This is a genomic window from Nonomuraea sp. NPDC050227, from assembly GCF_044459705.1.
In the GTDB taxonomy this organism is placed as follows: Bacteria; Actinomycetota; Actinomycetes; order Streptosporangiales; family Streptosporangiaceae; genus Nonomuraea.
Window position 1 is genome coordinate 570,604 of sequence record NZ_JBITJF010000004.1, and the last position, 26,567, is coordinate 597,170.

The window sequence follows — 26,567 nt, forward strand, 5'->3', positions numbered from 1 at the left end:
TCGGGTCAGATCGCCGTACGGCAGATGGAGAAGCGGGAGACGTTGCCGCCGCCGCAGTCGTGGTACTCGTACCAGCCGTCGGAGCACATGCGGCGGGTGCTGGTGGTGCCGCCGCCGTACCACTTCCAGGCGTTGTTGCCGTCACAGCTGGAGGGGTTGTGGGTGTAGCGGAGGTTGTAGCAGGTGCCGGACGCGCCGTCGTTGCGGTGCCAGGAGCCGGAGCAGTTGCCCGAGTAGAGCGCGGAGGACGGCACGCAGACGGAACCGGCGTCGGCGAAGCCGTGGCAGGTCTCCCACGCGGTGTAGGCGGCGGCCGTCGCGCCGCGCGGCTTCGACCAGGGCAGCAGGTCGAGGACGCCGAGCCCGGTCGCCACGGCGGCGCCGGTGGCGATGCCGAGCACGCGCCGCCTGCTCCAGCCCTCGCGCGTGGCGCCCACCCGCGTCGGCAACGCCTGCGCGGGCATCTCCTCGGCGCTGGGTATCTGATCGAGTATCGAGGTCCGCTTCTCGGCCTTCACAGCTTCACTCCCTTTCTGTTCGCGACCGCTCGGTCGACGATCTCCGTGAGCGCCTCTCCCGACCCCACCGGAGCCGTGAACACCACGACGCCGTTCTCGTCCACGACGAGCAGGGCCGGGCTGTAGGGCACGCTCGCCGCGCGCCAGATCGCCGGGTCCTTGATCACCCGGATGGAATCGGGCAGGGACTTGTCGAACCCGGGGTCGTCCGACAACACGGTGAACGACAGGTCCGAGGGCAGGCCGGGCGCCATCCCGGCGGCGGCGCGCAGGACGTCGTCGCAGATGGGGCAGCGACGGTTGACCTTGATGACCATGGTCGTGGCGCCGGGCACGCCCAGCCCGTTCGCCTGGGCCTCGGACCCGGCCGCGGCGAAGCGCACGCCGACCCCGTTGTAGGTGGCCAGTTCCAGCTCGCGTACCCGCCGGTAGAGTCCGGCCCCCGCCGCGAACAGCAGAGCGACCAGGACGGCCAGGATGATGACCACCGCGGTCAGCGGTTCCACGTCAGGCCCGCCACTCGACGCGCTTGACCTTGTTCAGGAAGTCGGCCGCGGTCTCCGGGGTGCCCGCGCCCGAGCGGGCCGCCACGCCCGCCTTGTTGTAGCTCGGGGCGTTCCAGGGATGCAGCGTGACGATGGCGGTGTCGGTGACCAGCAGGAAGGGGGCCACCGAGTCGGACGGGGGCGCGGGCAGCCGCCACAGCTCGCCCGAGGGCGCCCCGTAGCCCCGCCACTTGGGGATGCGGTTGATCCCCGCCTGCTTCGGCTCGACCGTCATGGTGCCGACACCCGCGATCGAGATCGCGTAGAGCTCCATGGAGACGTCGAACCGCTTGCCGCCGTCGGCCATCATGCCCTCGGGGGTGTCCTGCCACGTCACGCGGCTGAACATGTCGACGATGTCGGCCGACTCCCACTCGGGGGAGTAGAAGAGCCCGTGGGCCATGTGCCAGGGGCCGAGCCAGGCGGCCCACCTGGCGTCGGACGGGTCCTCGCAGTCGTAGACGACGACCTCGCCGCCCGCCAGGGAGAAGCGCTCTCGTTCGCGTCCGCGGACCGAGTTGACGCCTGCCGTGAGGGAGGACAGGGGAGCGAGTTCGAGCCCCCAGGTTTCCGCGGTGGTCTTCCGCGACCCGTATTTCGGGGTGTAGCGGACGTGGCCGGTCCAGGAGGCCAGCGAGGCGGCCTCGGCGTCCTCGACCTCCAGTTGGAGGAGAGAATTCTTGACGGTACGAAGAGAGGATAAATGCGCCATTAAGCCCCAGCCTTTCGTGGCAGATCGCGGGCGCTAGATCATTTGGCTCGAAGCCTTACACGCGCCATCACCCAGGTCAAGACACAAGATCCACACGTTTTTCCGTGGGAAAATTCGGGAGAAAGGTGCCATTACGGCCCGGTCACTTCGGCGTCGGTAAATGGCCATATTTTCGTCATTTACGGGGTGTGGCGGCGGCGCCTGGGCGATGCACCGAAGACGGGGTCGCGACCACCGCGGCGGCACGGCGGTGAGGACCAAGGTCCTTCGACCGACGGTCGTAGGACACTGCCCGCGGCGCGCGGAAAACGGTGCGATGGAGGCGCGGAAGAGAACGACGAACCATCGCTGAAAGGGGATCGTCATGGCCGCCACGATCGACAGGCCCGTCACCTACCCGAGCATCACCGCCGCCGGCCGCCGTCCGGTCGACTACGTCTGGGCCGTCGCCCGGATCGCGATCGGCTGGATCTTCCTGTGGGCGTTCCTGGACAAGACGTTCGGGTGGGGGTTCGCGACCCCGGCGGGCAAGGCGTGGATCGCGGGCGGCAGCCCGACGACGGGCTTCCTCAAGGGCACCGGCGAGAACGCGCTGGGCGGCCTGTTCTCGACTCTGGCCGGACAGGCGTGGGTGGACTGGCTGTTCATGGCCGGCCTGGCCGGCATCGGCCTGGCGCTGGTGCTGGGCGTGGGCACCCGGATCGCGGCGGTCGCCGGCACGCTCATGCTGGCCCTGATGTGGGCCGCCGAGCTTCCGCTGGCCAACAACCCGTTCCTGGACGAGCACATCGTCTACGCCATCGTCCTGATCGGCCTGGCCATGACCGGCGCGGGCGCCACGCTCGGGCTGGGCAACCTGCCGATCGTCCGCCGCAACGCCTGGCTCAGGTAGTGCCCGGACGCGGACGCCCACCCCGCACCCCGGGGTGGGCGTTCCGCCGTCACCGTGGGCCGTGCCGGGCGCGCAGGGACGAAAGCCCCGTCACGTGAGTGCCTTCGGCCCCGCCGCCCGGGACGTTCGCTCCTGCGTGGACCGGTCCGGACAGGAGCAGGATGGAGAGAGAAGGGCAAGGAGGTACACCATGTCGATCGAGGTCAAGGACGTCATGGGCCGGGTGGCCATCGCCGTGCTGGCGGACGCGTCGTTCGCCGACGTCCTCAACGCGATGAAACGGTACGCGGTGGGCGCGGTCACCGTGATAGACGCCGACCGGCGCCCGGTGGGCGTGGTCTCCGAGGACGACCTGCTGCTCAAGGAGATCGACCCGGTACGGCACAGCGTGTCGATGTACGAACCCCACCGCCGGCGGGACGAGCACCACCGGGCGACGGCCGTCACCGCGGGCCGGCTCATGTCCACCCCGGCGATCAGCGTCACGCCGGGCACCTCCGTGCGCGAGGCGGCCCGGATCATGCACGACCGGCGCATCAAGCAGCTCCCGGTGATCGACCCGGCGAGCGGGCGCATCGTCGGCACCCTGCACCAGCGCGACGTGCTGCGCGTCTTCGCCCGTCCGCGGGCGGAGCTGGAGGCCGAGGTCCGGGCCGTGCTCCCGGCGTCCGGGGCGATCTCCGTGGAGATCGAGCAGGGTGTGGTGAAGCTCGGCGGGCGCGTGGAACGCCGGTCGCAGGCGATCGCGGCGGTGGAGGCCGTGCGCGCCGTCGAGGGCGTCGTCGACGTCACCGGCGAGGTGACCGCCGACCACGACGACCTGGTCAGTGTTCCGCCGCGGCGGTAGAGCGGGGGAGCGCTGCGCCACCCGTGACCGGGCTGCGCGATGGGGGCGCTCGGCGAGGAGCGGGCGTCCGTCCACGATGTCCTTGACTGATCGCCTTTGAGGTGGTCATGGCACAATGCCCGGCATGCGTATCCGGATCATGGCTCTGGCCGCCCTCGCCTTGACGGCTGCCGGATGCGGTCAACCACCGCTCGCGCCCTCGGCGAGCGGGACCACCGCACCGCCTCCCGCGCCTTCGGCCGGCGCTCCTTCGCCCTCCGCGAGTGTGAGCGCGACGTCCGGCGGCGGCGACACCCGGCCCGCGCTGGCCACCGTCCAGGGGACCGTCGAGCCGAACTACAAGGCCGAACTCGTCGGGCTCAACCGCGTCGGCGGCAAGCACCTGATCGTGCAGTTGCGCCTGTCCGCCGGCACCGGCAAGCCGCTGCACTGGCAGGCGCCGCTCGCCGACCCGATGCGGCCGCTCAAGTGGCGCGGGCCCGCCGGCATCGCGGTGCTCGACGCCCCGGCCCATCGATGGCTCCTGCCCTACAAGCCCGCCGACGGCGAATGCCTGTGCAGCGACCCCGACCGCGACGACCTCGAAGCGATCATCGACCCCGGCGAGTCGCTGACGGTCTACGCCGTGCTGCCCGCGCCGTCCGGCAACCCGGCGACCACGACGATCGTCACACCGATCGGCCCGCCGATGGTCGACGTCCCGATCAGCGACGACCCGCCCGTGCCGCCGCCCGGTCAGCGACTGCCCGACCCTGACGCGTCCCAGGTCGAGACCGTCAGCCACCTCATCGAGACGCCGTCCCAGTCGCTCGACCGCACCGAGGAGACGACCGACGACGGCGCCGACCTCAGGGTCAGCCTCTCCTCCGACGTGCTGTTCGCGCTGAACAAGGCGACGCTCACGCCGCGCGCCCGCACGGTGCTGGCCAAGGCGGCCAAGCTCATCGACACGTCCGCGGACCCGACGATCGAGGTCGACGGCCACGCCGACTCCTCCGGCACCGACGCCGTCAACGAGCCGCTGTCCCGCCGCCGCGCGGAGGCGGTGCGCCGGGCCCTCATGCCTCTGGTCACGCGCGACCAGGTGACGTTCAGGGCCCGCGGATACGGCTCCCGCCGTCCGCTGTACAGCAACAGCTCCGACGAGGGACGGCGCCGCAACCGCCGGGTGACGATCACGTTCGCCAAGCCCGCGCCGACTGACGTGCCGGCCGCCGGCACCACCGCGTCCCCGCTGCCCGAGGGCGAGGGGACGACGGCGACCGTGCGCGCGAAGGGGGTGCCCTTCGACCTGAAGGTGACGTCCTTCCGCCGGATGCCCGGTGACCTGGGGCTGCTCCGCTACACGATCACCAACCGGGGTGACGCCGAGGCGTGGTACCACGACCTCAGCTGGGCCGACGACTGGAACGCCTTCAAGCACCACGCGGCGACGAACATCCAGGTGAGCGACCCCGCCGCGCGCCGCCTGTACCGCCCGGCCCGCGTGATCGTGGCAAAGGGCGAGGAACCGGGCACGTACTGCGCGTGCACGAACACCTCCGGGGTGGCACTGTCGGCGACGAGCTTCGAGGCGGGGGAGACGAAGGAGTTCTGGTCGCTGTACGCCCTGCCCGCCCAGGCTGACGCGCTGACCGTCAAGGTGGCCACCTGGCGCCCCTTGCAGGTGCCGCTGTCCTGAGCTCGCTCCTTCATGAGGCGTCGGCCGCTGCTCGGGCGAAGGCGCGAATGAGCGGCGTCTCGGCCGCCGTACGCCAGGCGAACGTCCACCGGCACGGCGGAGCGTCGCGGATCGGGACGAAGGCGAGGCTGGGCCAGGGGTAGAAGGCCGCGGCCTCGGCGGTGACCCCGGCGGTGGCCTGACCCGTGGCGACGGCGCTGAGGGTCTCCTGCCAGGTGGTGACCTTGTGCCCGCGGCGGACGGGACGGCCGGAAGGGGTGTGGTAGGGGTTGAAGATCTCCTCCATGCAGGAGGGGATCGACTGGCCCTCGACCACGGTGCAGTCGCCGAGGTCCTCCAGGCAGATGGAGTCTCGTCCCGCGTAGGGGTGGTCGGCGGAGACCATCAACACCACGTCGGAGGCGTGCGAGGTCGGTCTGACGGTCAGGTCGGGCTCGCGGATCGGCAGCCACAGGTGCGCCACGTCCACCTCGCCCGACTTCAGCAGGTCCAGCGGAGAGGCGGGCTGGATCTCGCGGTGCTGGAGCCGGGCGTTCGGGTGGCGGGCGAGGAACAGGTCGAGAACGTCCTTGATCTGCGTGGAGAGCGGGCCGACCGTGCCGAGGGTCAGGGTGCCCGCGGTGCCGTCGGCGGTGGCCTGAGCGGTCGCGATCCCCTGCGTGATCTGCCGGTGGCCGCTCTTGAGCGCCTGGTACAGCTGCTCACCGAGCGGGGACAGGCGGACCGCTCGGGTGGTGCGGTCGAACAGGGGCGCGCCGATGCGCCGCTCCTGCTTCTTGATCGATTGACTGACGCGGGCGGGGCTGATCCCCAGCCGCTCGGCCGTACGGCTGAAGTGCAGCTCCTCGGCCAGCGTCAGGAAGATCTCGATCTCCCGCATCTCCACGGGCGAGCCTCCGCATTCTTCATCTCAGGGTTAAAGGACGTTACCGGATTCGTCGTAGATGCGAGGCGGCCGGGTGGGAGAGGCTTGGCGCGTTCGAAGGACGTGCGGCTTTGGAGGTTCGGTGCCCGTCGGATATCTGATCCCTGTGGCACTCGTCGCGATCGGGACGCTGTTCGCGCTGCGGCCGCTGCCGGGGTGGAGCGCGCTCGGCCGGGTGAGCTACTTCTTCGGGCTGGCCGCCAACGAACTGCCGTTCGCGGCCTTCTTCTGGCTGCTGCTGGCCCCGACGGCGCTGGCGTTCGCCGAGGGTGACATCCACACGGCGGGCGGCTGGGCCGTCGTCGCCCTGGCCGCCGTGACGACGATCGGGCTCACCGTCATCGCCTACCGCGGCCTGGGGGAACGGGCCAGGATCTGGCGCGCGATGGACGCCGGCCTGGGCGCGGGCTGGCGCGCCGCCATCGACGCCGACCTCGCCGCCGGGCTGCGCCGTCGTCCGCCGTGGGGTCGCATCCTGTTCCTGCCCATCCTCAAGCGCCGCGCGGACGTCCGCCGGGTGGCCGATCTCTCCTACGGCGAAGCAGGCCGGCGCAACCTGCTCGACGTCTACCACCACCGCTCGCGTCCGCAGGGCGCGCCCGTCATGATCCACCTGCACGGCGGCCACTACGACAGCGGCCACAAGAACAGCCAGTCGCTGCCGTTGCTCTACCGGCTCGCCTCCCAGGGCTGGGTGTGCGTCAGCGCCAACTACCGGCTGCGGCCCCAGTCCCAGCACCCGGACCACCTGATCGACCTCAAGAAGGTCATCGCCTGGGTGCGCGAGCACGGCCACGAGTACGGCGCCGACCCCTCGACGCTGTTCGTCGCGGGCAGCTCGGCGGGCGGGCACATGGCGGCGCTGGCCGCGCTCACCCCCAACGACCCCGCCTACCAGCCGGGCTTCGAGCACGCCGACACCTCCGTGACCGGCGCCGTCTACCTGAACGGCTGGTACGGCGCCTACTTCGACGGGAACCCGCTGTCCGCGCCGCTGGCCCACGTCACCGCGGACGCGCCGCCGTTCTTCGTGGCCCACGGCGATCTGGACCCGCTGGTGCCGGTGGCCGAGGCCAGGCACTTCGCCGACCAGCTCCGCCGTACGTCGGCCGCCCCCGTCGTCTACGCCGAGTTGCGTGGCGGCAACCACGCCTTCGACCTGTACCACTCGGTCCGCTTCGAGGCGCTCGTGGACGCCATCGAGGCCTTCACCGCCCGGGTGAGATCGCAGCAGCGGACCCCGCAGCCTTAGCCCTGATCCAGCCGGAGGCGGACGCGGGCTTCCTCGCCGACGCCCTGCTCACGGGCCTGCGATAGCGGCGATCTGGAGCTGAGCGCCGTTCACGCGGCGGGGCGGACGTCCGCGAGGGAGACCGGGGAGAACGTCCGGTCGAGCCGGGTCACCTCCAGCAATCGCAGGACGGCCGGCGTCACCCCCGTCAGCCGGAGGCTGCCGTGGCGGGCGGCCGCCAGGTCGCGCGCGGCCACCAGCGCGGCCAGCCCGCGGGCGTCCATGAAGGTCACCCCGCTGAGGTCGAGGACGAGACGCGTGCCCTGCTCGGCGAGGGCGGCGGCGATCCGGGCGCGGAACCCCGCCTGCGTGGCCAGGTCCAGGTCGCCGGCGACCTTCAGCACCGCCCGCCTGCCCGTGCCAGGCCGCGCCTGAGAAACCATGTCCGTCTCCTTACCTTCGGCGGGCGGCCGGTGGCCGGCGTTCGTCAGCGGAAGCACGATGCCCCCGAAGCGAAGCTACGAGAACGCCGGCCACCGGGATAGGGCCCAAAGTCCCACCTCCGGCAGCCGAAGGACCGGGCCCGGCCGGGCGGCCACGGAACGGACGGCCCTGAGGACCAAGGTCCTTCCAGCGAGGGGCGTACGACACTGACCGGGAGCGGACGCCCGCAGTGGAATGGGGGTGAGACAAGGACGTACACCCCCCACCGAAAGGGAGGCCCGCCATGGCCACCACCATCAACCGGCCCGTGATGGACGTCGCCCCCGTGCAGGCGGCGCGTACCCCGGTCGACTACGTCTGGGCCGTCGCCCGGATCGCGATCGGCTGGATCTTCCTGTGGGCGTTCCTGGACAAGACGTTCGGGTGGGGGTTCGCGACCCCGGCGGGCAAGGCGTGGATCGCGGGCGGCAGCCCGACGACGGGCTTCCTCAAGGGCACCGGCGAGAACGCGCTGGGCGGCCTGTTCTCGGCCCTGGCCGGTCAGGCGTGGGTGGACTGGCTGTTCATGGCCGGCCTGGCCGGCATCGGCCTGGCGCTGGTGCTGGGCGTGGGCACCCGGATCGCGGCGGTCGCCGGCACGCTCATGCTGACCCTGATGTGGGCCGCCGAGCTTCCGCTGGCCAACAACCCGTTCCTGGACGAGCACATCGTCTACGCCATCGTCCTGATCGGCCTGGCCATGACCGGCGCGGGCGGCACGCTCGGGCTGGGCAACCTGCCGATCGTCCGCCGCAACGCCTGGCTCAGGTAGCTCGGACCCGTCACGGGCCCACCCCTCGGCGGAGGGGTGGGCCCGTGGCATTTCAGGTGGGAGCCGCGAGGGTCACCGGCTCACGGCGTCAGCGCTGCAGTGTCAGCACCCCCGGCCGGTAGGGCAGGAGGCCGTAGTCGCCGCCCGAGCTGGGGCTGCGGCCCTGGTAGAGGAGTTGCAGGTTGCACGGGTCGACGGTCATGGTCTGGTCGGCGCCGGTGCGGACCAGCTCGCCGTGGCTGATGTCGTTCGTCCAGGTGGCGCCGCTGTTGGCCTTGCCGGCGAACGGGTTGCCCTCGGTCGCGGCCTGGGGCGTCCAGGAACCGTTCAGGCTGGTGGCGGTGAACGAGCGGAAGTAGCGGCCCTGCGCGCCGATCGCCTCGACGATCATCAGGTACCGGTTCTGGCCCTGGAGCTTGTAGACCTGGACGGCTTCGAACAGGTTGTTCGTCGTGTCGCTCATGACCACGGTCGAGGCCGTGCCGAAACTGCCGGGGAAGTTCCCGATGGGCATGCTCGCCCGGTAGATCTTGCCGTTGTCCCCGGCGAAGAACAGGTACATGTCAGTGTTGTCGCCGATGACCGTCTGGTCGATGGGGCCCGTCCCGGACCCCGAGATGCTGCCGGAGAAGAGCGTCTGCGGCGCCGACCAGCTGTTGGGGTTGGCGGGGTCGGTGGAGGTCCGGTACGAGAAGGCGGGCCCGCCCCACTGGTAGGCGAGCACCCAGACGTTCTTGGGGGCGAAGAAGAAGAGCGTGGGGGCGACGGCGGAGAAGGACATCGTGTTCTGTGTGGCCGAGGCCATGTCGGACCAGTTGGCGAGCGGGCTGAAGCTCATCGACCCCCACTTCGTCCCGGTGTCGTGGGTCGTGGCGTAGACCAGATGCCGCCCGTTGTAGGGGGCGACGGTGAAGTCCTTGAGCGAGACCCAGCCCGCCTTCGGGGTCGCCAGCGGGCCGGTCGAGGTCCAGCGGTAGGTCGAGGGGAGGTCACACATGCCGGGGTTGCCACCGTCCGTCCGTACGAGTTGCCATTGCTGGTTGGCGCCGCCCCAGTCGTCGTACTGGACGATGTTGGCGCCGTCGGCGGTGGAGGCTCCTTGGACCTCCAGGGCCTTGTTGCTGTGGCGGGAGATGAGTCTGACGTAGCCGTCGGGGCTGTCGGTGAGTTTCCATTGCTGGTTGGCGCCGTTGAGGTCGGTCCATTGGACGATGGGGCCGCCGTTGGCGGTGGAGAAGTTGTAGACGTCCAGGACCTTGCCGGAGTGGCGGGATTTGATGCGGTAGTAGCCGCCGCCTGAGTCGACGAACTGCCATTGCTGCTGGTTCTGGTTGTTCCTGGTCCATTGGGTGATGCGGCCGCCGTCGGCGGTGGACAGGTTGTAGACGTCCAGGGCCTTGCCGCTGTTGCGGTTGACCAGGACGTACCAGGCGTTGGTGTCGACGGTGGCCGCGTCGGCGGGCTGGACGGCGACCAGCAGGCTCGCCAGTAACGCGGCCACCGTCGCGAGGACGGTCAGGGGACTGAGTTTCACCATGTGCTCCGATGCCGTGTCAGGGGGTGGTCAGGTCGAAGCGGCGCACGGTGACCGCGCCGCCGAGGGACTTGGTGGCGTAGTTGAAGATGCCGAAGCGGTAACCCATGAAGAACTGCCAGGCGTTGTTCAGCGTGAAGGCCGGGCCGAGGCCCACGAAGGCGCTGCCGTCGGTGCTGTAGGAGAAACGGGCCTGACGGCCGGACCCGGGCCGGATGTCGGCGGTGACCCGCAACCAGATCCGGCCGCCCGGGACGTTCGCGCTCGCCGCCTCGGCGCCGGTGCCGGTGGTCTGCCACGAGCCGTTCATGGTCAGGCCGTTGGTCATCACGACCCGGCTGACGCCGTTGTCGCGTTTGACGCCGATCCAGGCCGACTGGTCGCGCAGCATCGCCAGCCCGGCGCGGTCGCCGTCGGCCATCTGTGAGGGGTCGAGCTCGATCGTCGCCGTCGAGGACGGGCCCTGGATGCGGTGGGTCAGCGTGTTCCGGGCGGCGTAGAGGTCGCCGGTGACGGTCGCGGTCTGCAGGCGCAGGCCGTTGCCGGTGGAGAAGCGGCTGGTGTCGGGGTTGTGGTTCCACTCCCAGCGGGGGCCGAGCGTGGCCGAGGTGAAGGCGTCCGGGCCGATCATGGACGTCACGGTCCGGCTGGTCTGGATGTTCGGCTTCGGGTAGTTCACGCCCCAGCCGCCGTTGACGGTCTGCACGACCGGCCAGTCGCCGGTCCAGGTGATCGGCGCCAGGGCCGGGACGCGTCCGCCGGGGTAGGCGTCGACGAACGCCATGTAGTACCAGTCGCCGTTCTGCGTCTGGACGAGCCCGCCCTGGTGCGGGACGCCGCCGCCGGCGACGGGGCCCGGCAGGTCGAGCAGGACCTGGCGCATCTCGTACGGGCCCCATGGCGAGGTCGAGCGGAGCACGTACTGGCCGTTGGCGGGGCGGGTCAGCCAGATGTAGTAGTAGCCGTTCCGCTTGTAGAAGCGGGACCCTTCCAGGGTGCCGACGTTGCTCGGCGTCTGGAACACCTGCTGCGCGCGCACCTGGCTGAGACCGTCGGCCGAGAGCTGGGCCACGCTGATGGTGCTGTTGCCGTAGGCGACGTACATGGTGTCGTCGGAGTCGACCAGCAGGCCGGCGTCGTAGTAGCAGTTGTTGATCTGTGAGCGCTTGGTCCACGTGCCGTCCACGGCGGAGGCGGTGTAGACGTAGGTCCGGTTGAACTCGACGCAGCCGAGCCAGTAGAAGGTGCCGTTGCCGGGCCGGTAGTTGAAGGCCGAGGCCCAGATGCCCTTCACGTACGCCCGGCCGCCGTTGAGGTCGTAGGCGCCGGAGCCGAAGTCGAGCCTCGGCACGGAATGCCCGGCGTACTCCCAGTCGACCAGGTTGTACGAACGCAGGATCGGCGCGCCCGGCGAGTAGTGCATGGTCGAGGCCGAGTAGTAGTAGGCGTCTCCCACCCGGACGATGTCGCCGTCGGCGAAGTCCTGCCACACGACCGGGTTGGCGTAATTGCCGCCGCCGTTGCCGTTGACCGGGACGAGTTGCCATTGCTGGTTGGCGCCGCCCCAGTCGTCGTACTGGACGATGTCGGCGCCGTCGGCGGTGGAGGCTCCTTGGACCTCCAGGGCCTTGTTGCTGTGGCGGGAGATGAGTCTGACGTAGCCGTCGGGGCTGTCGGTGAGTTTCCATTGCTGGTTGGTGCCGTTGAGGTCGGTCCATTGGACGATGGGGCCGCCGTTGGCGGTGGAGAAGTTGTAGACGTCCAGGACCTTGCCGGAGTGGCGGGATTTGATGCGGTAGTAGCCGCCGCCTGAGTCGACGAACTGCCATTGCTGCTGGTTCTGGTTGTTCCTGGTCCATTGGGTGATGCGGCCGCCGTCGGCGGTGGACAGGTTGTAGACGTCCAGGGCCTTGCCGCTGTTGCGGTTGACCAGGACGTACCAGGCGTTGGTGTCGACCGTCGCGGCCGACGCCTCCTGGGCGATGAGCAGCACGCCCACGAGAAGCAGGGCCGAGACAGCCGCGAGGACACGTCTCACAGGAACCTCCAGAGGTTGTCGTCCGAGCCGTTGTCGTCGGCGAGCACGACCTGCGCGCCCTGGGACGCGCCGGCGACGCCGAGGACCCGCCCGCCGCCCGCGCACTGGACGCGGAAGGCGGCGCCCGACCCGTGGCGCAGCCGCCAGCGATGATCGGCGGTGCCGTTGTCGGCCCACTGCACGACCCGCGACCCGGCGGCGGTGCCCATGTTCTCCACGCCCAGCACCTTCTGGCTGTGGGAGTTGCGCAGCCGCAGGTAGCCGCCGGTGTCGTTGACGGCGGTCCACAGGTGGTCGGCGGTGCCGTTGTCACCCCACTGGACGACGGGCGCGCCGTCGGCCGTGGACATGCCGGTGACCCCGAGCACCATCCCGGTGCCCACGTTCTGCAGGCGCCGCGCGCCGTTCGGCAGGAACCGCCACTGGTTGTCCGGGCTGCCGTCGTCGGCGTCCTGGACCACCTGGGCGCCGTTCGCGGTCGAGCCGTTCAGGATGCCGAGCAGCTTGGAGCTGTGGACGTTGCGGATCTTGATGGAGCCGTCGCCGGCGTCGCTGACCGTCCAGCGGTGGTCGGCGGTGCCGGTGTCGCCCCACTGGAGCACCCGGGCGCCCGCGGCGGTCGACATGTTCTCGACGCCGAGCACCTTGCCGCTGTGCGCGTTGCGGAACCGCAGGGCGTTCCCGTCGACGATCAGGACCCAGTCGTGGTCGGCGGTGCCGCTGTCGGCCCACTGCAGGGCCGCGCCGCCGTCGGCGGTGGACATGTCCCTGATGCCCAGGACGAGCCCGCTGGCCGCGTTGACCAGCCGGAAGCTCGCCGTGCCGGCCCCGCCCTGGACGTTCCAGTAGACGACGTAGTTGTGGCCGGTGGCGTCGTGGAAGGGGCCGAGCCGCACCGGCGCGCCGTCGGCCGTGGCCGTGAAGGCCAGGGAGGAGCCGCCGGTCCGGGTGATCGAGGAGGGGTTCAGGGCCGGGGCCGACGACAGGACGGTGTCGCCGTAGTCGCCCGACAACACGACCGGGCCGTAGGTCACGGCCTGCACGCCGGGGTTGTCCGCGGCGGCCTTCATGACCACCCGCATGGGCAGGCGCACGGTCACGGTGTCGCCGGACGACCACGACCGGGTGAGGCCGGCGTAGCCGCCCGGCGCGGCCGCGATGTCCTGCCGGACCCCGTTGACGCTGATCGTCGCGCCCTGTGTCCAGGCCGGGATCCGGACGCGCATCGTCCACGATCCGCTCACGTCGCCGGTGACCTGCAGCGACGTGGTGTCGCTGACCGGATAGGAGGTGGTCTGGGTGACCGTGATGCCGCGCCGGCTCCAGTCGAGGACGGAGGGCACGAACAGGTTGACGAACAGGGTGGTGTCGTCGTGGAAGTAGATCGAGTCCATGAGCTTGGTGTTGGTCTCGATCCCGGTGCCCTGGCAGCACCAGAACGTGCCGTAGTCCGTGCTCCAGGTGCCGCCGCCCCAGGCCGGTCCGACGCCCCGCCGTCCGCCGGGGTTGAGCGGGGTGAAGTAGGTGACGTGCCCATGCGCGTCGGCCGGGTTCTGCTGGCCGAGGAGATGGTTGAGCAGGGCGTTCTCGTAGTAGTCGAAGTAGTCGGCCCGGTCGGGGGACAGCAGCCACAGCTCCCGGGTCAGCTTGAGCATGTTGTAGGTGTTGCACGCCTCGCCGGTGTCCCTGGTCAGGTAGGAGGCGATCGCGCCGGGCGCGCGGAAGTGCTCGGCCTGGCTGTTGGAGCCGTTCACGTACGTGTGCGCGCCGACCGTGATGGCCCAGGCGTTGACGGCGATGTCGCGGTAGCGGGTGGCGCCCGTCGCCTTGTACTCGCGGGCCGCCCCGATCCACTTGGGCACCTGGGTGTTGGCGTGCAGGCCGTTGAGCCGGTCCTGGTTCGCGGCCAGCGGGTCGAACACGGCCGCGTGGTCGAACCGCTGGGCCGTGGCCAGCCAGCGGGGGTCGCCGGTCGCCTGGTACAGGTCCGTCAGCACGGCGTTCATGCCGCCGAACTCGGTGCCGAGCATGGCCTGCGCCTGGGCGGCGGACAGTCGCGACGTCCGGGCGTCCACCCAGCCCGCCAGGGCGAGCAGCACGGTCCTGGCCTGGGTGTCGCCGGTCAGCCGCCAGACGTCCAGCAGCCCGGCCAGGGTCTTGTGGACGCAGTAGTAGGGCACGTTGCCGTTGGTCAGCGTGCGGTTCTCCAGGGCCGTGAAGTCCGACTCCGGGAAACCGGACAGGTAACCGCCGGTGAACCCGGCGGCCGGGTTGTTCGCCTGGCACTTGGCCAGTTCCGCCACCATGTAGCGCGCCTTGTCGCGGCAGGCGGTGTCACCGAGCACGGCGTACGCCTGCGCCCACGCCGTCAGGAAATGGCCCTGCGCGTGCGACCGGAACGGGAAGCCGGGCGCGTCCCAGCCGCCGTTGGGCGCGGCGCCGCCGGTGGACAGCCGGTGGTTGGCGCGGAAGACGTACAGCAGCCGGTCGACGTCGACGAAGCGCAGGTAGGCGAGGGCGCGGTTCTGGTTGTCCAGCAGGCGGCCGGAGGTCAGCCGGACCTGGCCGAGGTCGAACTCGTAGGCTGAGACGCCGAGGTCGGGCCTGCTCCAGGGGACTGCGGCCAGGGCGGGGGACGCACCGGCCAGCTGACCGACGACGGAGAGCGCGGCGGTCGCGCCCGTGGCCTGGAAGAGCTGACGGCGGCTCAAGGACATGCGTAGCTCCTTGGGATGGGGGGCGGTGAACGGCCGTGGGCCGGTCACGGGGTCAGCAGGTCAGGGCCTTCTTTCGAAAGCCCGTGGCCTGGTCTTTCGGCGTGAGTTGTTAGCGCTAACAACTGGTCGACTCGGTCACCGGGGCTCCTTGGCTGAAGAGGGGTGTTAGCGCTAACATCGTCTTGCCGATGGACTACTCCGTAGTGAGGGAGTACAACCGACGGTCCGTTCCGGTGTCAATGAGGGGATTGCCGGCCGAGCCGGGCTTCGTCCTGTGCGTGCCTTCCCGCCTGGAGTTCTCTCTCCACGGAGACGGCCCGTCGCCATGAAAGTTTCACGGGCGTCACCCGGGACCCCTTCCCCGGCCTCGCCGGGCCGGGGGAGGGGTGGTCAGCGGGCGAGGTCGCGCCGGGGCGCCGGGCCCCGGCGCGACGGGCGGGCGACGCTCACGCGGCGCCCGCGTTGTAGGTCCACTTCTGGTTGCTGCCGCCCCAGCAGGTGTACAGCTGCAGCCCCGTGCCGTTGCCGGTGCCGCCGCCCACGGCGTCCAGGCACAGCCCGGACTGCACGCCCACGATCGTGCCGTCGGTGTTGACGCGCCATTTCTGGTTGTCGCCGCCCCAGCAGGAGTAGATCTGGATCTTGGCGCCGTTGCCCGTGCCTCCGGCGTCCAGGCACTTGTTGCCGTAGACCTTCAGTTCCCCTGCCGAGGTCTGGGTCCACTGCTGGTTGCTCTGGCCGTTGCAGTCCCAGAGCTGGACGGCCGTGCCGTCGGTGGTGCTGGAGCTGGGCACGTCCACGCAGCGGCCGGCGGCCGTGCTCCTGATCTGCCCCGCGCCGCCGCCGGGCGGCGGCGACGTGCCGCCGCCGTTCAGCGCGTTGAGCACCGCCGTGTAGGCGGCCTTCTTGTTGCCGTTGCCGTCGAAGAGCAGCGCGGCGGCGCCGGAGCCGAGCCAGGAGTCGGTGTCGCGCACGCCCCAGGTGGTGATGCCGGCGCACCGCGGCACCGCCAGGCAGTCGTTGACGACGCTGGCGTACGTGGTGGCCGAGCCGCCCTGGATGTCCAGCTCGGTGATCTGCACGTCCACGCCGAGCGCGGCGAAGCTCTGGATGGTCGTGCGGTAGTTGCTGTTGTACGGGCTGTTGCCGTTGAAGTGCGACTGCAGGCCGACGCAGTCGATCGGCACGCCCCGCGCCTTGAAGTCCTTGACCATGTTGTAGACGCCCTGCGTCTTGGCCCAGGTCCAGTTGTCGATGTTGTAGTCGTTGTAGCACAGCTTGGCGGCCGGGTCGGCGGCGCGCGCGGTGCGGAAGGCCACCTCGATCCAGTCGTTGCCGGTGCGCTGGAGGTTGGAGTCGCGCCGGCCGCCGCCGCTGTCGGCGTAGGCCTCGTTGACCACGTCCCAGGCGTAGATCTTGCCCTTGTAGTGGGACATGACGCCGTTGATGTGGTCGATCATCGCCTGGCGCAGCGAGCTGCCCGACAACGACTGCATCCAGCCGGGCTGCTGGGAGTGCCAGGCCAGGGTGTGGCCGCGAACCCGCTTGCCGTTCTGCACGGCCCAGTTGTAGACCCGGTCGCCGTTGGTGAAGGTGAACTGCCCCCGGTTGGGCTCGGTGGCGTCGATCTTCATCTCGTTCTCGGCCGTCACCATGGTGAACTCGCGGTTGGCGATCGTCGTGTAGGCGGAGTCGCCGAGTTTGCCCGCGGCGATGGCGGTGCCGAAGTAGCGGCCGCTCTGCGCGGCGGCCGCGCCGAGCGTGCTCGCCGCGGCATCGGCCGGAATCGCCGTCGCCAGGGCCGTGAGCAGGCCGAGCGCGCCGAGTGCGCCGGTGATCAGCGCCCGGCGGCGCGCGCCGGGCGGCCGTCCGGCGGTCGGTGGGGACATGGCGTTGACACGCATGCTGGAGCCTCCGTACGCGAATCATGGGGGGAAGGTCGTGCGGACGCACTTCGGAGGGATGCGCCCAGGGCGTTCGGGAGCGGATGGGAGAGCCGGGCTCGGGCACTCAGTGTGTGGATCTCGCCGAAAGTTGTCAAGATTCTGGTAAAACTTTCGGAGCCGTCTTGCTGGTGTGGGCATGTCATCCTGGGCCGCTACCTGTCGAAAGTTTTCGGCCGACGGGTCGTGAAAGTTTCACGGGGACGGGTGGCGGCCGGTCCGAGGTGGGAGCGCGTTTTCGGCCGCTTCGGGCTTCGGGGCTCTTGACGGGGTCGTCCAGCTCGTATTTCCTCCGTCCCACCGGCACCGCGACTTGTTGGCGTTAACACACGAACGGGCGGAACCATGAAGCGAAACTCCGACGTCACCATCACGGGGACGCAGTCCGGGCTGTGCCTGGACGCCGTCGGCCACGCGGTCCGGCCCGAGCCGCGCCGAGGGCCGTCGCTCAGGAGGGCGGCGCGAACGGGGCCGCGACGTCGGTGACGTGTTCCGCCGGGGCCGCCGTCTCCCGGTTCGGGTGGTAGATCTCGCGCATGGACAGCGCCGGGGCCAGCCCGTGGTCGTCCAGCCAGGCTTTGAGCGTGTCGTACGCCGGCAGGATCGCCGGGTAGTGCGACCGCTCCTTGCTGACCTCGACGTACGCGGCCCGGTGGGACGGCTCCAGCCGGACGCCGATCCGGCCGGCGGGCTCGATCGGGCTCCCGGTCGGCAGGCACACCTCCACCGGGCCGTTCGAGTCCTCGCCCACCGTGCCGTGGAAGACGGCGAACGGCGGCCCGGACAGGCAGCCGCCGGCCGCCCCCAGGTGGGCGAAGAGCGCGGCCGAGGCGTCCGTGATGAAGTCCGCCAGGCCGGAGGCGCGCGCATGGCCGTGGATGAAGATCACGCGCTGCTCGGGCACGTCCCGCAGGCGCACCTCGTACGCGGGGGTCGCCTCCTCCAGGAAGACCTGCCGGATGTAGGCCAGCAGCGACTGACGTGCCCGCCACTGCTCCTCGCGGTGACTCCAGTGCTTCGCGATGGCCTCGACCGCCGCGGGGCCGTCCAGCCGCAGCACCCTGCCGACCTCGGCGAGGGGCATGTCGATGGCGCGCAGCAGCGTGATGCGCCGGGCCACGGCGAGCTGCGCCCGGCCGTAACGGCGGAAACCGGTGCGCGGATCGACCTCGGCGGGCGGCAGCAGCCCCTTGGCGTCGTAGAGCCGCAGCGCCTTGAGCGTCAGGTTGGACCGCGCGGCGAACTGTCCAGTGGTCATCAGATCGGACACCGCCCGAGTATGGACCCTGCCCCTGGGGCGGACACAAACGACCCGGATCACAACCCCGGGCCGGCCACCGAGTCCCTTGCGGGGGTGGGCGTCCTGAAGTGGCGGCGGCTGGGTGATCTGTCGGTTTCGCGGTATCGGTCGGGCTCGGCAGGCATGCTGGGACTGTGCGGGTGATCCACATCGTGTCGTGTGCCGTCGCCAGCGTCCTGCTGCTGGGCCTCGGCGGGCTGCCGGGCGAGACCATGACGACGGCGGGGAAGTCCTCCTACCCCTGGCGTCCGGCGGGATGGGGGACGCCGGTGACGGCGTGCTGGTCGGCTGACCCGGCCGAGAAAGCGACCACGTCATGGACGGCCGGTCTTCACAGCGACGGCCCGTTTCACGGTGACGGCCGGACATGTCTGACCCGGACGATGCCGGGCACCGTGCGGGCCAGCACGCCGGCGATGTGGTCGGCCTGCTGCCGGGACGGCCCGCGCAGCTCGGCCACGCCGTCGCGGACGGCGACGTCCCAGGTGGGGCCCGCCGGGTACTGCTCGCGCAACGCGGCCTCGACCGCATGGCGCAGGTCTTCGTCGGGGCGGGCGAGCATGGCCATCAGGTCACGGCGGCTGACCATCCCGGCGATCCGGCCGCCGGTCACGACGGGCAGGCTCTTGACCCGCTCGCGGACCATGAGATCGATGGCGACGGTGACGTCGGTGGTCTCGGTGACCGTGACGACGTCGCGGCTCATGACGTCCATGACCTGGCGGGGCGGCGGCTCGTCGGCCGGCGCGGCCGGGCGGACGGTCGCGCGGGGATCGGGCTCGAACTCCCCCCGTAGCAGGTCCAGTTCGCTGACCACGCCGACGAGCCGCCCGTCGTCGCCGACGACGGGCGCGGCGGTGATGTCGTGGCCGTGCAGGACCCGCACGGCTCGCCGCACCGGATCGGTGTCGCGGACGGTGACGGCCGGGCCGCTCATGACCTCGCGGACGAGCATCGCTGTCTGGCCTCCCACTCGCAGTCGTCGGTCTTCCAGGTCAGCTTGCCACGACGGTCGCCCCACGGCCCGCTCCGCGCGGGGTGGCGGCCTCGTGGCTCTCCCATCACAACGCGGGACGCGGCCGGGCCGGTAGGGCCGGAAGTCCCGAACGAGATCCGTGCCGCCACCCGACCCCCGGAACGGACTTAGGGTCATGGGCATGGCCGACCCCATTCTCGTGCTGAACACGGGATCCTCCTCCATCAAGTACGAGCTCGTCGATCCGCACACCCGCGAGCGCGCCGCCCGAGGGCTGGTCGAGCGCATCGGCGAGGACCGCGGGCGGATCACGCACCACGGCGGGGACGGGCCGCCGTACGTCCGGGAACGTCCCTTCCCCAGCCACGGGGACGGGCTGGAGGCGATGCTGGCGGCGTTCGCCGCTGCCGGGCCCGAGCCGGCGCCGGTCGCGGTCGGGCACCGGGTGGTGCACGGCGGCACCCGGTTCACCGAAGCGGTGCTCATCGACGACGACGTCATCGCCGCGATCGAGGAGCTGGCCCCGCTCGCGCCCCTGCACAACCCGGTCAACCTGACCGGCATCCGGCTGGCGCTCAAGGTGTTCCCTGACGTGCCGCAGGTGGCCGTGTTCGACACCGCGTTCCACCGCACGCTGCCGCCCGAGGCGTACACGTACGCGGTGCCGCGCGAGTGGCGGGCGCGGGGCGTGCGGCGCTTCGGCTTCCACGGCACCTCGTGCGCGTACGTCTCCCGCCGCGCCGCCGCCGTCCTGGGCCGCGACCTCGCCGGGCTCAACCTGATCGTGCTCCACCTCGGCAACGGCGCCAGCGCCACCGCGATCTCCGGCGGGCGCAGCGTCGACACCTCCATGGGCATGACGCCGCTGGAAGGGCTGGTCATGGGCACCCGCTCGGGCGACGTCGACCCGGCCCTGGCCGCGTACCTGGCCCGCACCGGCGGCCTGGACGCCCAGCAGGTGGAGCACGAGCTCAGCCACCGCGGCGGCCTGCTCGCGCTCACCGGGTCCGGCGACATGCGCCAGGTACGCGCCCGCGACGACGACGAGGCCAGGCTGGCCCTGGAGATCTACACCCGGCGCATCCGCAAGTACGTCGGCGCCTACCACGCGCTGCTCGGCTGCCGGGTGGACGCGATCGTGCTCACCGGCGGCGTCGGCGAGCACGACGCCGCCACCCGCGCCGCCTGCCTGGCGGGGCTGGAGCGGCTCGGCATCGCGGTGGACCCCGTGCTCAACGCCGCGGGGGCGTCCGGCGAGCGCGCGGTGTCCCTGCCCGGCGCCGAGGTGCCCGTGCTCGTCATCCCCACCGACGAGGAGTGGGAGATCGCCCACCAGACGCTCGCGCGGCTGACGTCCTCCTGACCGGACCGGGCCGCGCTACGCGCCTTTGTCGGTGTTCCGGTTGAACGTCGGGAGCGTGGTCAGGTCACGGGCGGCGGCCAGGTGGGAGGCGAAGTTCGGGTCGAGTAACCCCAGGAGGAGCACGACGGCCCAGGCCACGACGGCGATCATGGCGCCGTCGTCGAAGGGGGCCGGGAGCCTGAGGCCCAGCCGGTCGGCGGTCACCAGGCCGGCCACCGGGAGCAGGGCGATGACCAGGGTCCGGACGGTCTCCAGGACGCGGGCGTGCCACGTCCGGCGGGTCTCCTCCGGGGTGGCGTCGCGGGTGGGGAGCCGGTCGTACTCGCCCGTGATGACCGTGCGGGTCAGCTCGGCGACGCGGGTGCGGAGGTCGTCGTAGGCGGTCGGGGACGGCAGCGCCACCCACAACTGGAGGTCGATGACGGCCCTGGACGCCTCGACCGCGCGGGCGCGGACCACGGCCCTGGTCAGCGGCGTCCCGCCCCGGGCGGCGGTCGGGATGCCGACCCGCAGCAGGAAGGAGACCTTGCCCAGGAGAGCGAGGATCTCCCTGCGCGTCCCCGGCGGGAGCTGCCCGCGGCGGTCGGGCTCGGCGCGGGCCAGGATGGCCGCCAGCTGCTCGAAGAGCGGCTCGGTGGGCGAGGCGCGGGACTCGCGGTCCCACTGCCACATCACCGCCTTGACCGGGATCATCCCGAGGACCAGGGCGCAGCAGACGGTGCCGATGCTCTGGGGGATCGGCATCCATCCCCGGCTCGCCAGGTCCACCGCCCACGCCGGGCCGGTGGCGTGGCGGAGGTACAGGGCGGCCGGGAAGCAGCCGATTCCCAGCATGGTGATCAGCGGGTCGAGAAGGTAGCGGAAGAGCGGGCGATGCCGCCGGTTCTCGATCCAGACGGAGACCCAGATGAAGACCGTGAGACCCACGACGGCCAGGAAGATCTTCGGCACGGAGGTGACGGAGAACACCGAGACCACGAAGACGACGGCCGCGCCGAGCATGGGCAGCAGGACCCAGGCGGCCACGCAGTCCTCGACGTGCTTGCGCCGCACCGACCACCGGGCGGTGGACGCGGCCACCGCCCGGTAGCGGCCGCGCAGGAGCGCCGGGTCGTCGGCGGGATCCAGGCTCCGAGCGAAGATGGGCCAGGTGCCGTCCAGCTTCTTGGCCAGGGCGAACATCTCCGCCAGCTGGGGTTTTTCCAGCAGGTCGCCGGTGCGGGCGGGAGCGGCGGGCGCTGAGACGGGGGGAACCGCTTCTTCGGTCATGAGGACGTCCTCACGTTGAGCGGGCTACTGCGCGAGGAGGGGGCGCTCATCGACACTACAGAGCGTGGGGAGGGTGAGCCGATGGCGTGACCGGATCGTGCCAGATCGTCTCCCCGCGACGCCGATGAGGACCAACGGCCCTGCCGGGCGGGACTTCCTCCTCCGGCGCCGCGCCGCCGCCCGTAGGAGCCTGAGGGTGAGAGCTTCGACCGGTGAAGGAGATGCGCGATGAGCACTCACATCGTCGTCGGTGTGGACGGGTCCGTCCCGGCGACCGGAGCGGTGGAATGGGCGGCCGCCGACGCGCGGCGGCGGGGCCTGGACCTGCGTCTCGTGCACGTCGGCCCGCAGTGGCTGCACGAAGCGAACGCCGAGCACTGCGCCCGCCTGCTGGAGGAGGCCGCCGACCGGGCCCGCGCGCTGGCCGGCGACGTCAAGGTGACGACGGAGCTGCTGTCCGGGAACGTGGCCGGGGAGCTGATCCGCGAGTCGGCGACGGCCGGCGGAGTGGTGCTGGGCAGCCGGGGGCTCGGCGGGTTCGCCGGGATGACGGTCGGCTCGGTGAGCCTGGCGGTGGCCGGGCACGCGTCCGGGCCGGTCGTGGTCGTCCGCGCCCCCGCCGCCCCCGCCGAGCACGGCAGGGTGGTGGTGGGCTACGACGGGTCGCAGGACGCGCAGGCGGCCATGGAGTACGCCGTCGAGCAGGCCAGGGCCCGCGGCGCCCGGCTGCACGTGGTCTCGGCCTGGCAGATGCCCGTCTTCTCCCCGTACGCGGTCACGTACAACAGCCTGATCGAGGACCTGATGCGCGAGGAGACCGGCGCGGCGCGCGAGCGGGTCGTGCCCTGGCGGGAGGCCAACCCGGACCTGGTCATCACCGACGAGCAGCCGTGCGCCCACCCGGTCACCGCCCTGATGCAGGCGGCCGGATCGGCCGACCTGGTCGTCGTGGGCTCGCGCGGCCGGGGCGGGTTCGCCTCCGCCGTGCTCGGCTCGGTCAGCCACGGCGTGCTGCACCACGTGACCTGCCCGGTCGCCGTGGTCCGGCCGGACGCGGAGGAGCGGTCATGAACGGGTCGCCGACGGCTGGACAGGTCATGAACGGGTCGCCGACGGCGGGACAGGTCATGAGCCGGGTCCTGGTGGCCGTCAAGGCCGAGGAGTCGCCGCTGATGGCGTGGGAGCTGATGCGCCGGGCCGGCGTGCACCACCTGCCGGTCCTCGACGGAGGGCGGCTGCTGGGCATCCTGACCAGGGAGTGCCTGGCCGCGTCCTGGTCCGGCGGGCCGCAGGAGCAGGCCGGCCGCGAGGTGCGGGACCTGCTCGGCGGCGCGCGCACGCCCCGGGTGGGGCCGGACACCCCGCTGAGCAGGGTCGCCGCCGCCATGCTGGACGCCGACGTGGACGCCGTGCCCGTGCTGTCCGACGACGGCCTGGTGGGCCTGATCACCGCCCGGGACGTCCTGTCGGCGGTCGCCGGACGGATCGAGCCGCGGCCCGAGCCGAGCGAGGTGGTGACCGGGATGTTCCACCTCGAACCCATCCTGCCGGAACGGCGGGAGGCGTGAGATGAAGGCACTGGTCGTCTACGAGTCCATGTACGGCAACACCGAGCGGATCGCCCAGGCCGTGGCCGAGGGGCTGGCCACCCGGATGCGGGCCGAGGTGGCGGAGGTCGGCTCGGCCCCCGCGCACGTGGGGGACGAGGTCACCCTCCTGGTGGTGGGCGGCCCGACGCACGCCTTCTCCATGAGCCGGGCCTCCACCCGCGAGTCCGCCGCCCAGCAGGCCGCCGGGCCGCTGGTGTCGCGCGGCAGGGGCGTGCGCGAGTGGCTGGCCACGCTCGGCACGTCGTCGGCCGGGCTCTGCTCGGCGGCGTTCGACACCCGCGTGGCCAAGCCCCGCCTGCCGGGCTCGGCGGGCCGGGCGGTCGCCAAGCGGCTGCGCCGCCTCGGCGTCCGGCTCGCCGTGCCGCCGTGCAGCTTCTACGTGACCGGGACGCAGGGGCCGCTGGTGCCGGGCGAGCTGGAGCGGGCCAGGCAGTGGGGCGAGAGCCTGGCGGCGTCCTTCCCGGTCCCCGCGTCCTGACGGCCCGCTGAGAACGGCGCCCGGCGGTTTCCGCCGGGCGCCGTTCTCAGTCCTGCGCGGGCGTCGGGGACGGGTGCAGGATCCGGTCCAGGCGGGCGGCGGCGTAGCCCAGCGTGGACAGTGCGACGACGACCAGCAGATCACCCGGCGACAGCGGCCGGGTGCCGAGCAGCTCGCGCAGCGGCGGCAGGTAGATCCCGGCCAGCTGCAGGACGAACGCGCCGCCCACGGCGAGCAGCAACATCGGGTTGGCCAGGGTGCCGGGGCGGGTCCGGGTGCCCAGCGCCACGCCGAGCTGGGTGGCGCCGAGGGCGAAGAAGGCCATGCTCTGCCACGGCCGCCCGGTCATCGACCCCCAGACGGCGACGCCCAGGGTGACGGCCGTGAGCACCACGGCGATGCGGACGACCCGCTGCCACAGGCCCGCCCCCATGATGCTCTGACCCGGCGGACGCGGCGGCTGCGACATGGTTCCCGGCACCGTCGGCTCCCCGCCCAGCGCCACGCCGGGCAGGCCGTGGGTGAGCAGGTTGATCCACAGGATCTGCGCGGGCAGCAGCGGCAGCGGCAACCCGAGGAACGGGCCCAGCACCATCACCGCGATCTCCGCCGCGCCGCCCGACAGGCCGTAGACCAGGAACCGGCGGATGTTGGCGTAGACCCGGCGGCCCTCCTCGACGGCCGCCACGACGGTGTCCAGGTTGTCGTCGGCGAGCACGAGGTCGGCGGCCTGCCGGGCCACCTCGGTGCCGCGCCTGCCCATGGCCACCCCGATGTCGGCGCGGCGCAGCGCGGGGCCGTCGTTGACGCCGTCGCCGGTCATCGCCAGGACCTCGCCCCGGGTGCGCAGGCTCTCGATGATGTCGAGTTTCTGCTCGGGGGTGGCCCGCGCGTAGACGCCGGCCGGACCGTTGTCGAATGCGCCGGGTTCGCGGCAGTCGACGACCCGGTCGCCGACGCGGATGATGCCGAGGTCGGCGGCGACCGCGCGGGCGGTGCCCGGATGGTCGCCGGTGATGAGGACCGTCCTGATGCCGGCCCGCGCGCAGTCGGCCACGGCCGCGGCCGCCGCCTCACGTGGCGGGTCGAGGATCGCGACCAGCCCGAGCAGCCTCAGCCCGTCCTCCCGCACGGGATGCGGGACGGCGTCGAGGTCGGCGGCGGCGACCGCCAGCACGCGGTAGCCGTCCCGGGCGAACCGGTCGGCGCGTTCGGCGGCGCGGGCCGGCAGCTCCGGGTCGTCGGTCAGCACGTCCGGGCGCAGCAGCGCCTCCGGGGCGCCCTTGCAGATCAGGCGGACGCCGCCGCCCGGCAGCAGGTGCACCGTGCTCATCCGCTTGCGGTCGCTGTCGAAGGGCAGCTCGGCGATTCTGGGGAACCGTTCCTGGAGGCCCGCGCGGTCGAGGCCGAGCCGGGCGGCGGCGGCCAGCAGCGCGGCCTCGGTGGGGTCGCCCAGCGCCGTCCATTCCTCCCCGCTCTCCTGGGGCGGGCGCAGGCGGGCGTCGTTGCACAGCGCCGCGGCGGTCAGCAGTTCGGCGAACTCGTCCGGGTCCCGGCCGGGGGCGAGGCCGCCGTCGGGCGCGTAGCCGGAGCCGGTGACCGCGGCCTCGGCCGCCGGGGTCCACAGGTGCCGGGCGACCATCCGGCCCTCGGTGAGGGTGCCCGTCTTGTCGGTGGCGAGCACGGTCACCGAGCCCAGCGTCTCCACGGCGGGCAGGTTGCGGACGAGCGCGTCACGGGCCGCCATCCGGCGGGCGCCCAGGGCCAGGCTCAGGGTCACGACCGCGGGCAGCGACTCGGGCACGGCGGCGACCACCAGGCTGATCGCGGTCACCACCATCAGCTCGACCGGCTGGCCGCGGACCAGGCCCAGGACCAGCACCAGCGCCGACAGCAGCACCGCGACACCGGCCAGCAGCCGGCCGACCCCGACCAGGCGGCGCTGCAGCGGCGTGAGCCCGGCGCCCTTGACCATGAGGGAGGCGATGCGCCCGCTCGCGCTCGCCGCGCCGATCGCGGTGACCACCGCCCGGCCCCTGCCGCGGGCCACGACGGTGCCCGAGGAGACCGCCGCGCCCGCGTCCTTGTCCACCGGGACCGACTCGCCCGTCAGCGCCGACTCGTCGACCAGCAGTGACGCCGACTCCACCACCTCGGCGTCGGCCGGGACGATGTCGCCCTCGGCGAGCACCAGCAGATCTCCGACCACGACGTCACCGGCCGGGATCTGCCGCTGGTGGCCGTCGCGCACCACGCGGGCCTCCGGGGTGGCCAGCTCGGCCAGGGCCGTGATGGCGCGGTCGGCGCGCACCTCCTGCGTCACGCCGACGGCCGTGTTGACCACGATGACCAGCGCGATCACCGCGGCGTCCGTCCAGTCGCCGGTGCCGACGGTCAGCGCCGCCGCGATCAGCAGCACGATGATCAGCGGATCGCGGAGCTGGGTGACGACGCGCCGCCACAGCGGGGTGGGCGGTTTGCGCGGGAGCAGGTTGGGGCCGTCGCGTTCCAGGCGGACGGCTGCCTCCGCCGATGACAGGCCAGAGGACGAGGGCGTCACGTGGGTGTCCTTCCTGCCCGCGGTGGCCCTCGGGCCGGCGGAGTCGCTGCGAGGTGTCTTCAGGATCTAGTCTTCGCCCTGCTCAGGGCGGTAAACGTGCAGGTCTCCCCGCCCCTCCAGCCTCCGGAGACCAGCCGGACGGCGGCAGGGCCGAAAGTCACCGCAAGCGGGGC

22 protein-coding genes are annotated in these 26,567 nt (G+C 71.9%); 9 read left to right on the plus strand and 13 right to left on the minus strand.

The features are described from left to right. Positions 1-5 precede the first annotated feature (5 nt). Genes ACIBK9_RS19615 through ACIBK9_RS19625 form a run of 3 tightly spaced genes read right to left on the minus strand, consistent with a single transcriptional unit; the run spans position 6 to position 1,775 of the window. Positions 6-518 (minus strand): hypothetical protein, encoded by a 513-nt coding sequence (locus tag ACIBK9_RS19615; RefSeq protein ID WP_397159905.1) that lies wholly within the window; start codon positions 516-518, stop codon positions 6-8. After that, on the minus strand, positions 515-1,024 hold the full coding sequence (locus ACIBK9_RS19620; RefSeq protein WP_397159907.1) for a hypothetical protein: 510 nt from the start codon (positions 1,022-1,024) through the stop codon (positions 515-517). Before ACIBK9_RS19620 ends, ACIBK9_RS19615 begins: the two co-directional genes overlap by 4 nt. Before the next feature lies 1 nt (position 1,025). Then, entirely contained in the window at positions 1,026-1,775 is a 750-nt protein-coding gene (locus ACIBK9_RS19625; protein ID WP_358302737.1) for a hypothetical protein, read from the minus strand. Positions 1,776-2,139: 364 nt separating this feature from the next. Here ACIBK9_RS19625 and ACIBK9_RS19630 point away from each other — a divergent pair, with 364 nt between their 5' ends. The 3 genes from ACIBK9_RS19630 (at position 2,140) to ACIBK9_RS19640 (ending at position 5,195) form a co-directional block, all read left to right on the plus strand. Next, the gene (locus ACIBK9_RS19630) at positions 2,140-2,667 is read left to right on the plus strand and encodes a hypothetical protein (RefSeq protein WP_397159909.1); all 528 of its coding nucleotides are present in this window, start codon (positions 2,140-2,142) and stop codon (positions 2,665-2,667) included. Positions 2,668-2,857: 190 nt separating this feature from the next. Further along, positions 2,858-3,514, plus strand: coding sequence for a CBS domain-containing protein (locus tag ACIBK9_RS19635; protein WP_397159911.1), 657 nt, complete (start codon positions 2,858-2,860; stop codon positions 3,512-3,514). 265 nt (positions 3,515-3,779) lie between these two features. After that, positions 3,780-5,195 (plus strand): OmpA family protein, encoded by a 1,416-nt coding sequence (locus ACIBK9_RS19640; protein WP_397159913.1) that lies wholly within the window; start codon positions 3,780-3,782, stop codon positions 5,193-5,195. A 10-nt stretch (positions 5,196-5,205) separates the two neighbouring features. Here ACIBK9_RS19640 and ACIBK9_RS19645 read toward each other — a convergent pair whose 3' ends face one another. Further along, positions 5,206-6,075, minus strand: a complete 870-nt coding sequence (locus ACIBK9_RS19645) for a LysR family transcriptional regulator (RefSeq protein WP_397160187.1) — start codon at positions 6,073-6,075, stop codon at positions 5,206-5,208. Between the two features lie 151 nt (positions 6,076-6,226). On the opposite strand from ACIBK9_RS19645, the gene ACIBK9_RS19650 reads away from it, so the two are divergent. Further along, positions 6,227-7,372: an alpha/beta hydrolase gene (locus ACIBK9_RS19650; RefSeq protein ID WP_397159915.1), complete on the plus strand. Its 1,146-nt coding sequence runs from the start codon at positions 6,227-6,229 to the stop codon at positions 7,370-7,372. An 89-nt stretch (positions 7,373-7,461) separates the two neighbouring features. On the opposite strand, the gene ACIBK9_RS19655 is transcribed toward ACIBK9_RS19650, so the two are convergent. Next, a complete protein-coding gene (locus ACIBK9_RS19655; protein ID WP_397159917.1) occupies positions 7,462-7,794 on the minus strand; it encodes an STAS domain-containing protein in 333 nt (110 codons plus the stop codon). 284 nt (positions 7,795-8,078) lie between these two features. Between ACIBK9_RS19655 and ACIBK9_RS19660 the strand changes: the two genes are divergently transcribed. Then, positions 8,079-8,606 (plus strand): hypothetical protein, encoded by a 528-nt coding sequence (locus tag ACIBK9_RS19660; RefSeq protein ID WP_397159918.1) that lies wholly within the window; start codon positions 8,079-8,081, stop codon positions 8,604-8,606. A gap of 88 nt (positions 8,607-8,694) precedes the next feature. Here ACIBK9_RS19660 and ACIBK9_RS19665 read toward each other — a convergent pair whose 3' ends face one another. From ACIBK9_RS19665 to ACIBK9_RS19690, 6 genes are all read right to left on the minus strand, one after another. Beyond that, positions 8,695-10,143 carry a non-reducing end alpha-L-arabinofuranosidase family hydrolase gene (locus ACIBK9_RS19665; protein ID WP_397159919.1) on the minus strand — a complete coding sequence of 483 codons (1,449 nt, stop codon included), beginning with the start codon at positions 10,141-10,143 and terminating at the stop codon, positions 8,695-8,697. Between the two features lie 16 nt (positions 10,144-10,159). Continuing rightward, the gene (locus ACIBK9_RS19670; protein ID WP_397159921.1) at positions 10,160-12,178 is read right to left on the minus strand and encodes an RICIN domain-containing protein; all 2,019 of its coding nucleotides are present in this window, start codon (positions 12,176-12,178) and stop codon (positions 10,160-10,162) included. Then, complete coding sequence (locus ACIBK9_RS19675; protein WP_397159923.1) at positions 12,175-14,895, minus strand: beta-L-arabinofuranosidase domain-containing protein; 2,721 nt, start codon at positions 14,893-14,895, stop codon at positions 12,175-12,177. The genes ACIBK9_RS19670 and ACIBK9_RS19675 overlap by 4 nt, the downstream gene beginning before the upstream one ends. Positions 14,896-15,341: 446 nt before the next feature. Continuing rightward, positions 15,342-16,799: an endo-1,4-beta-xylanase gene (locus tag ACIBK9_RS19680; protein ID WP_397159925.1), complete on the minus strand. Its 1,458-nt coding sequence runs from the start codon at positions 16,797-16,799 to the stop codon at positions 15,342-15,344. Between the two features lie 487 nt (positions 16,800-17,286). Continuing rightward, positions 17,287-18,108 (minus strand): MerR family transcriptional regulator, encoded by an 822-nt coding sequence (locus ACIBK9_RS19685; RefSeq protein WP_397159927.1) that lies wholly within the window; start codon positions 18,106-18,108, stop codon positions 17,287-17,289. 379 nt (positions 18,109-18,487) lie between these two features. After that, entirely contained in the window at positions 18,488-19,093 is a 606-nt protein-coding gene (locus ACIBK9_RS19690) for an HPP family protein (RefSeq protein ID WP_397159929.1), read from the minus strand. A 202-nt stretch (positions 19,094-19,295) separates the two neighbouring features. Here ACIBK9_RS19690 and ACIBK9_RS19695 point away from each other — a divergent pair, with 202 nt between their 5' ends. Beyond that, complete coding sequence (locus ACIBK9_RS19695) at positions 19,296-20,477, plus strand: acetate/propionate family kinase (RefSeq protein WP_397159931.1); 1,182 nt, start codon at positions 19,296-19,298, stop codon at positions 20,475-20,477. A gap of 15 nt (positions 20,478-20,492) precedes the next feature. Here ACIBK9_RS19695 and ACIBK9_RS19700 read toward each other — a convergent pair whose 3' ends face one another. Beyond that, on the minus strand, positions 20,493-21,746 hold the full coding sequence (locus tag ACIBK9_RS19700) for a hypothetical protein (protein ID WP_397159933.1): 1,254 nt from the start codon (positions 21,744-21,746) through the stop codon (positions 20,493-20,495). Positions 21,747-21,974: 228 nt separating this feature from the next. Between ACIBK9_RS19700 and ACIBK9_RS19705 the strand changes: the two genes are divergently transcribed. The 3 genes from ACIBK9_RS19705 to ACIBK9_RS19715 are packed head-to-tail and all read left to right on the plus strand — an operon-like array spanning position 21,975 to position 23,834. Continuing rightward, entirely contained in the window at positions 21,975-22,817 is an 843-nt protein-coding gene (locus ACIBK9_RS19705) for a universal stress protein (protein ID WP_397159935.1), read from the plus strand. Beyond that, complete coding sequence (locus ACIBK9_RS19710) at positions 22,814-23,314, plus strand: HPP family protein (protein WP_397159937.1); 501 nt, start codon at positions 22,814-22,816, stop codon at positions 23,312-23,314. The genes ACIBK9_RS19705 and ACIBK9_RS19710 overlap by 4 nt, the downstream gene beginning before the upstream one ends. 1 nt (position 23,315) lies before the next feature. After that, positions 23,316-23,834, plus strand: coding sequence for a flavodoxin family protein (locus ACIBK9_RS19715; protein WP_397159939.1), 519 nt, complete (start codon positions 23,316-23,318; stop codon positions 23,832-23,834). Between the two features lie 46 nt (positions 23,835-23,880). On the opposite strand, the gene ACIBK9_RS19720 is transcribed toward ACIBK9_RS19715, so the two are convergent. Further along, a complete protein-coding gene (locus ACIBK9_RS19720) occupies positions 23,881-26,394 on the minus strand; it encodes a cation-translocating P-type ATPase (protein ID WP_397159941.1) in 2,514 nt (837 codons plus the stop codon). Positions 26,395-26,567: the final 173 nt, after the last annotated feature.

Excerpts from the sequence above, each read along its gene's own strand:
- ACIBK9_RS19705 (WP_397159935.1), top strand. The coding sequence starts at position 21,975 with ATGAGCACTCACATCGTCGTCGGTGTGGACGGGTCCGTCCCGGCGACC.
- ACIBK9_RS19655 (WP_397159917.1), bottom strand. The coding sequence starts at position 7,794 with ATGGTTTCTCAGGCGCGGCCTGGCACGGGCAGGCGGGCGGTGCTGAAG.
- ACIBK9_RS19645 (WP_397160187.1), bottom strand. The coding sequence starts at position 6,075 with ATGCGGGAGATCGAGATCTTCCTGACGCTGGCCGAGGAGCTGCACTTC.
- ACIBK9_RS19695 (WP_397159931.1), top strand. The coding sequence starts at position 19,296 with ATGGCCGACCCCATTCTCGTGCTGAACACGGGATCCTCCTCCATCAAG.
- ACIBK9_RS19675 (WP_397159923.1), bottom strand. The coding sequence starts at position 14,895 with ATGTCCTTGAGCCGCCGTCAGCTCTTCCAGGCCACGGGCGCGACCGCC.
- ACIBK9_RS19700 (WP_397159933.1), bottom strand. The coding sequence starts at position 21,746 with ATGACCGAAGAAGCGGTTCCCCCCGTCTCAGCGCCCGCCGCTCCCGCC.
- ACIBK9_RS19665 (WP_397159919.1), bottom strand. The coding sequence starts at position 10,143 with ATGGTGAAACTCAGTCCCCTGACCGTCCTCGCGACGGTGGCCGCGTTA.
- ACIBK9_RS19635 (WP_397159911.1), top strand. The coding sequence starts at position 2,858 with ATGTCGATCGAGGTCAAGGACGTCATGGGCCGGGTGGCCATCGCCGTG.
- ACIBK9_RS19625 (WP_358302737.1), bottom strand. The coding sequence starts at position 1,775 with ATGGCGCATTTATCCTCTCTTCGTACCGTCAAGAATTCTCTCCTCCAA.
- ACIBK9_RS19630 (WP_397159909.1), top strand. The coding sequence starts at position 2,140 with ATGGCCGCCACGATCGACAGGCCCGTCACCTACCCGAGCATCACCGCC.
- ACIBK9_RS19715 (WP_397159939.1), top strand. The coding sequence starts at position 23,316 with ATGAAGGCACTGGTCGTCTACGAGTCCATGTACGGCAACACCGAGCGG.
- ACIBK9_RS19680 (WP_397159925.1), bottom strand. The coding sequence starts at position 16,799 with ATGCGTGTCAACGCCATGTCCCCACCGACCGCCGGACGGCCGCCCGGC.
- ACIBK9_RS19710 (WP_397159937.1), top strand. The coding sequence starts at position 22,814 with ATGAACGGGTCGCCGACGGCTGGACAGGTCATGAACGGGTCGCCGACG.
- ACIBK9_RS19690 (WP_397159929.1), bottom strand. The coding sequence starts at position 19,093 with ATGCTCGTCCGCGAGGTCATGAGCGGCCCGGCCGTCACCGTCCGCGAC.
- ACIBK9_RS19660 (WP_397159918.1), top strand. The coding sequence starts at position 8,079 with ATGGCCACCACCATCAACCGGCCCGTGATGGACGTCGCCCCCGTGCAG.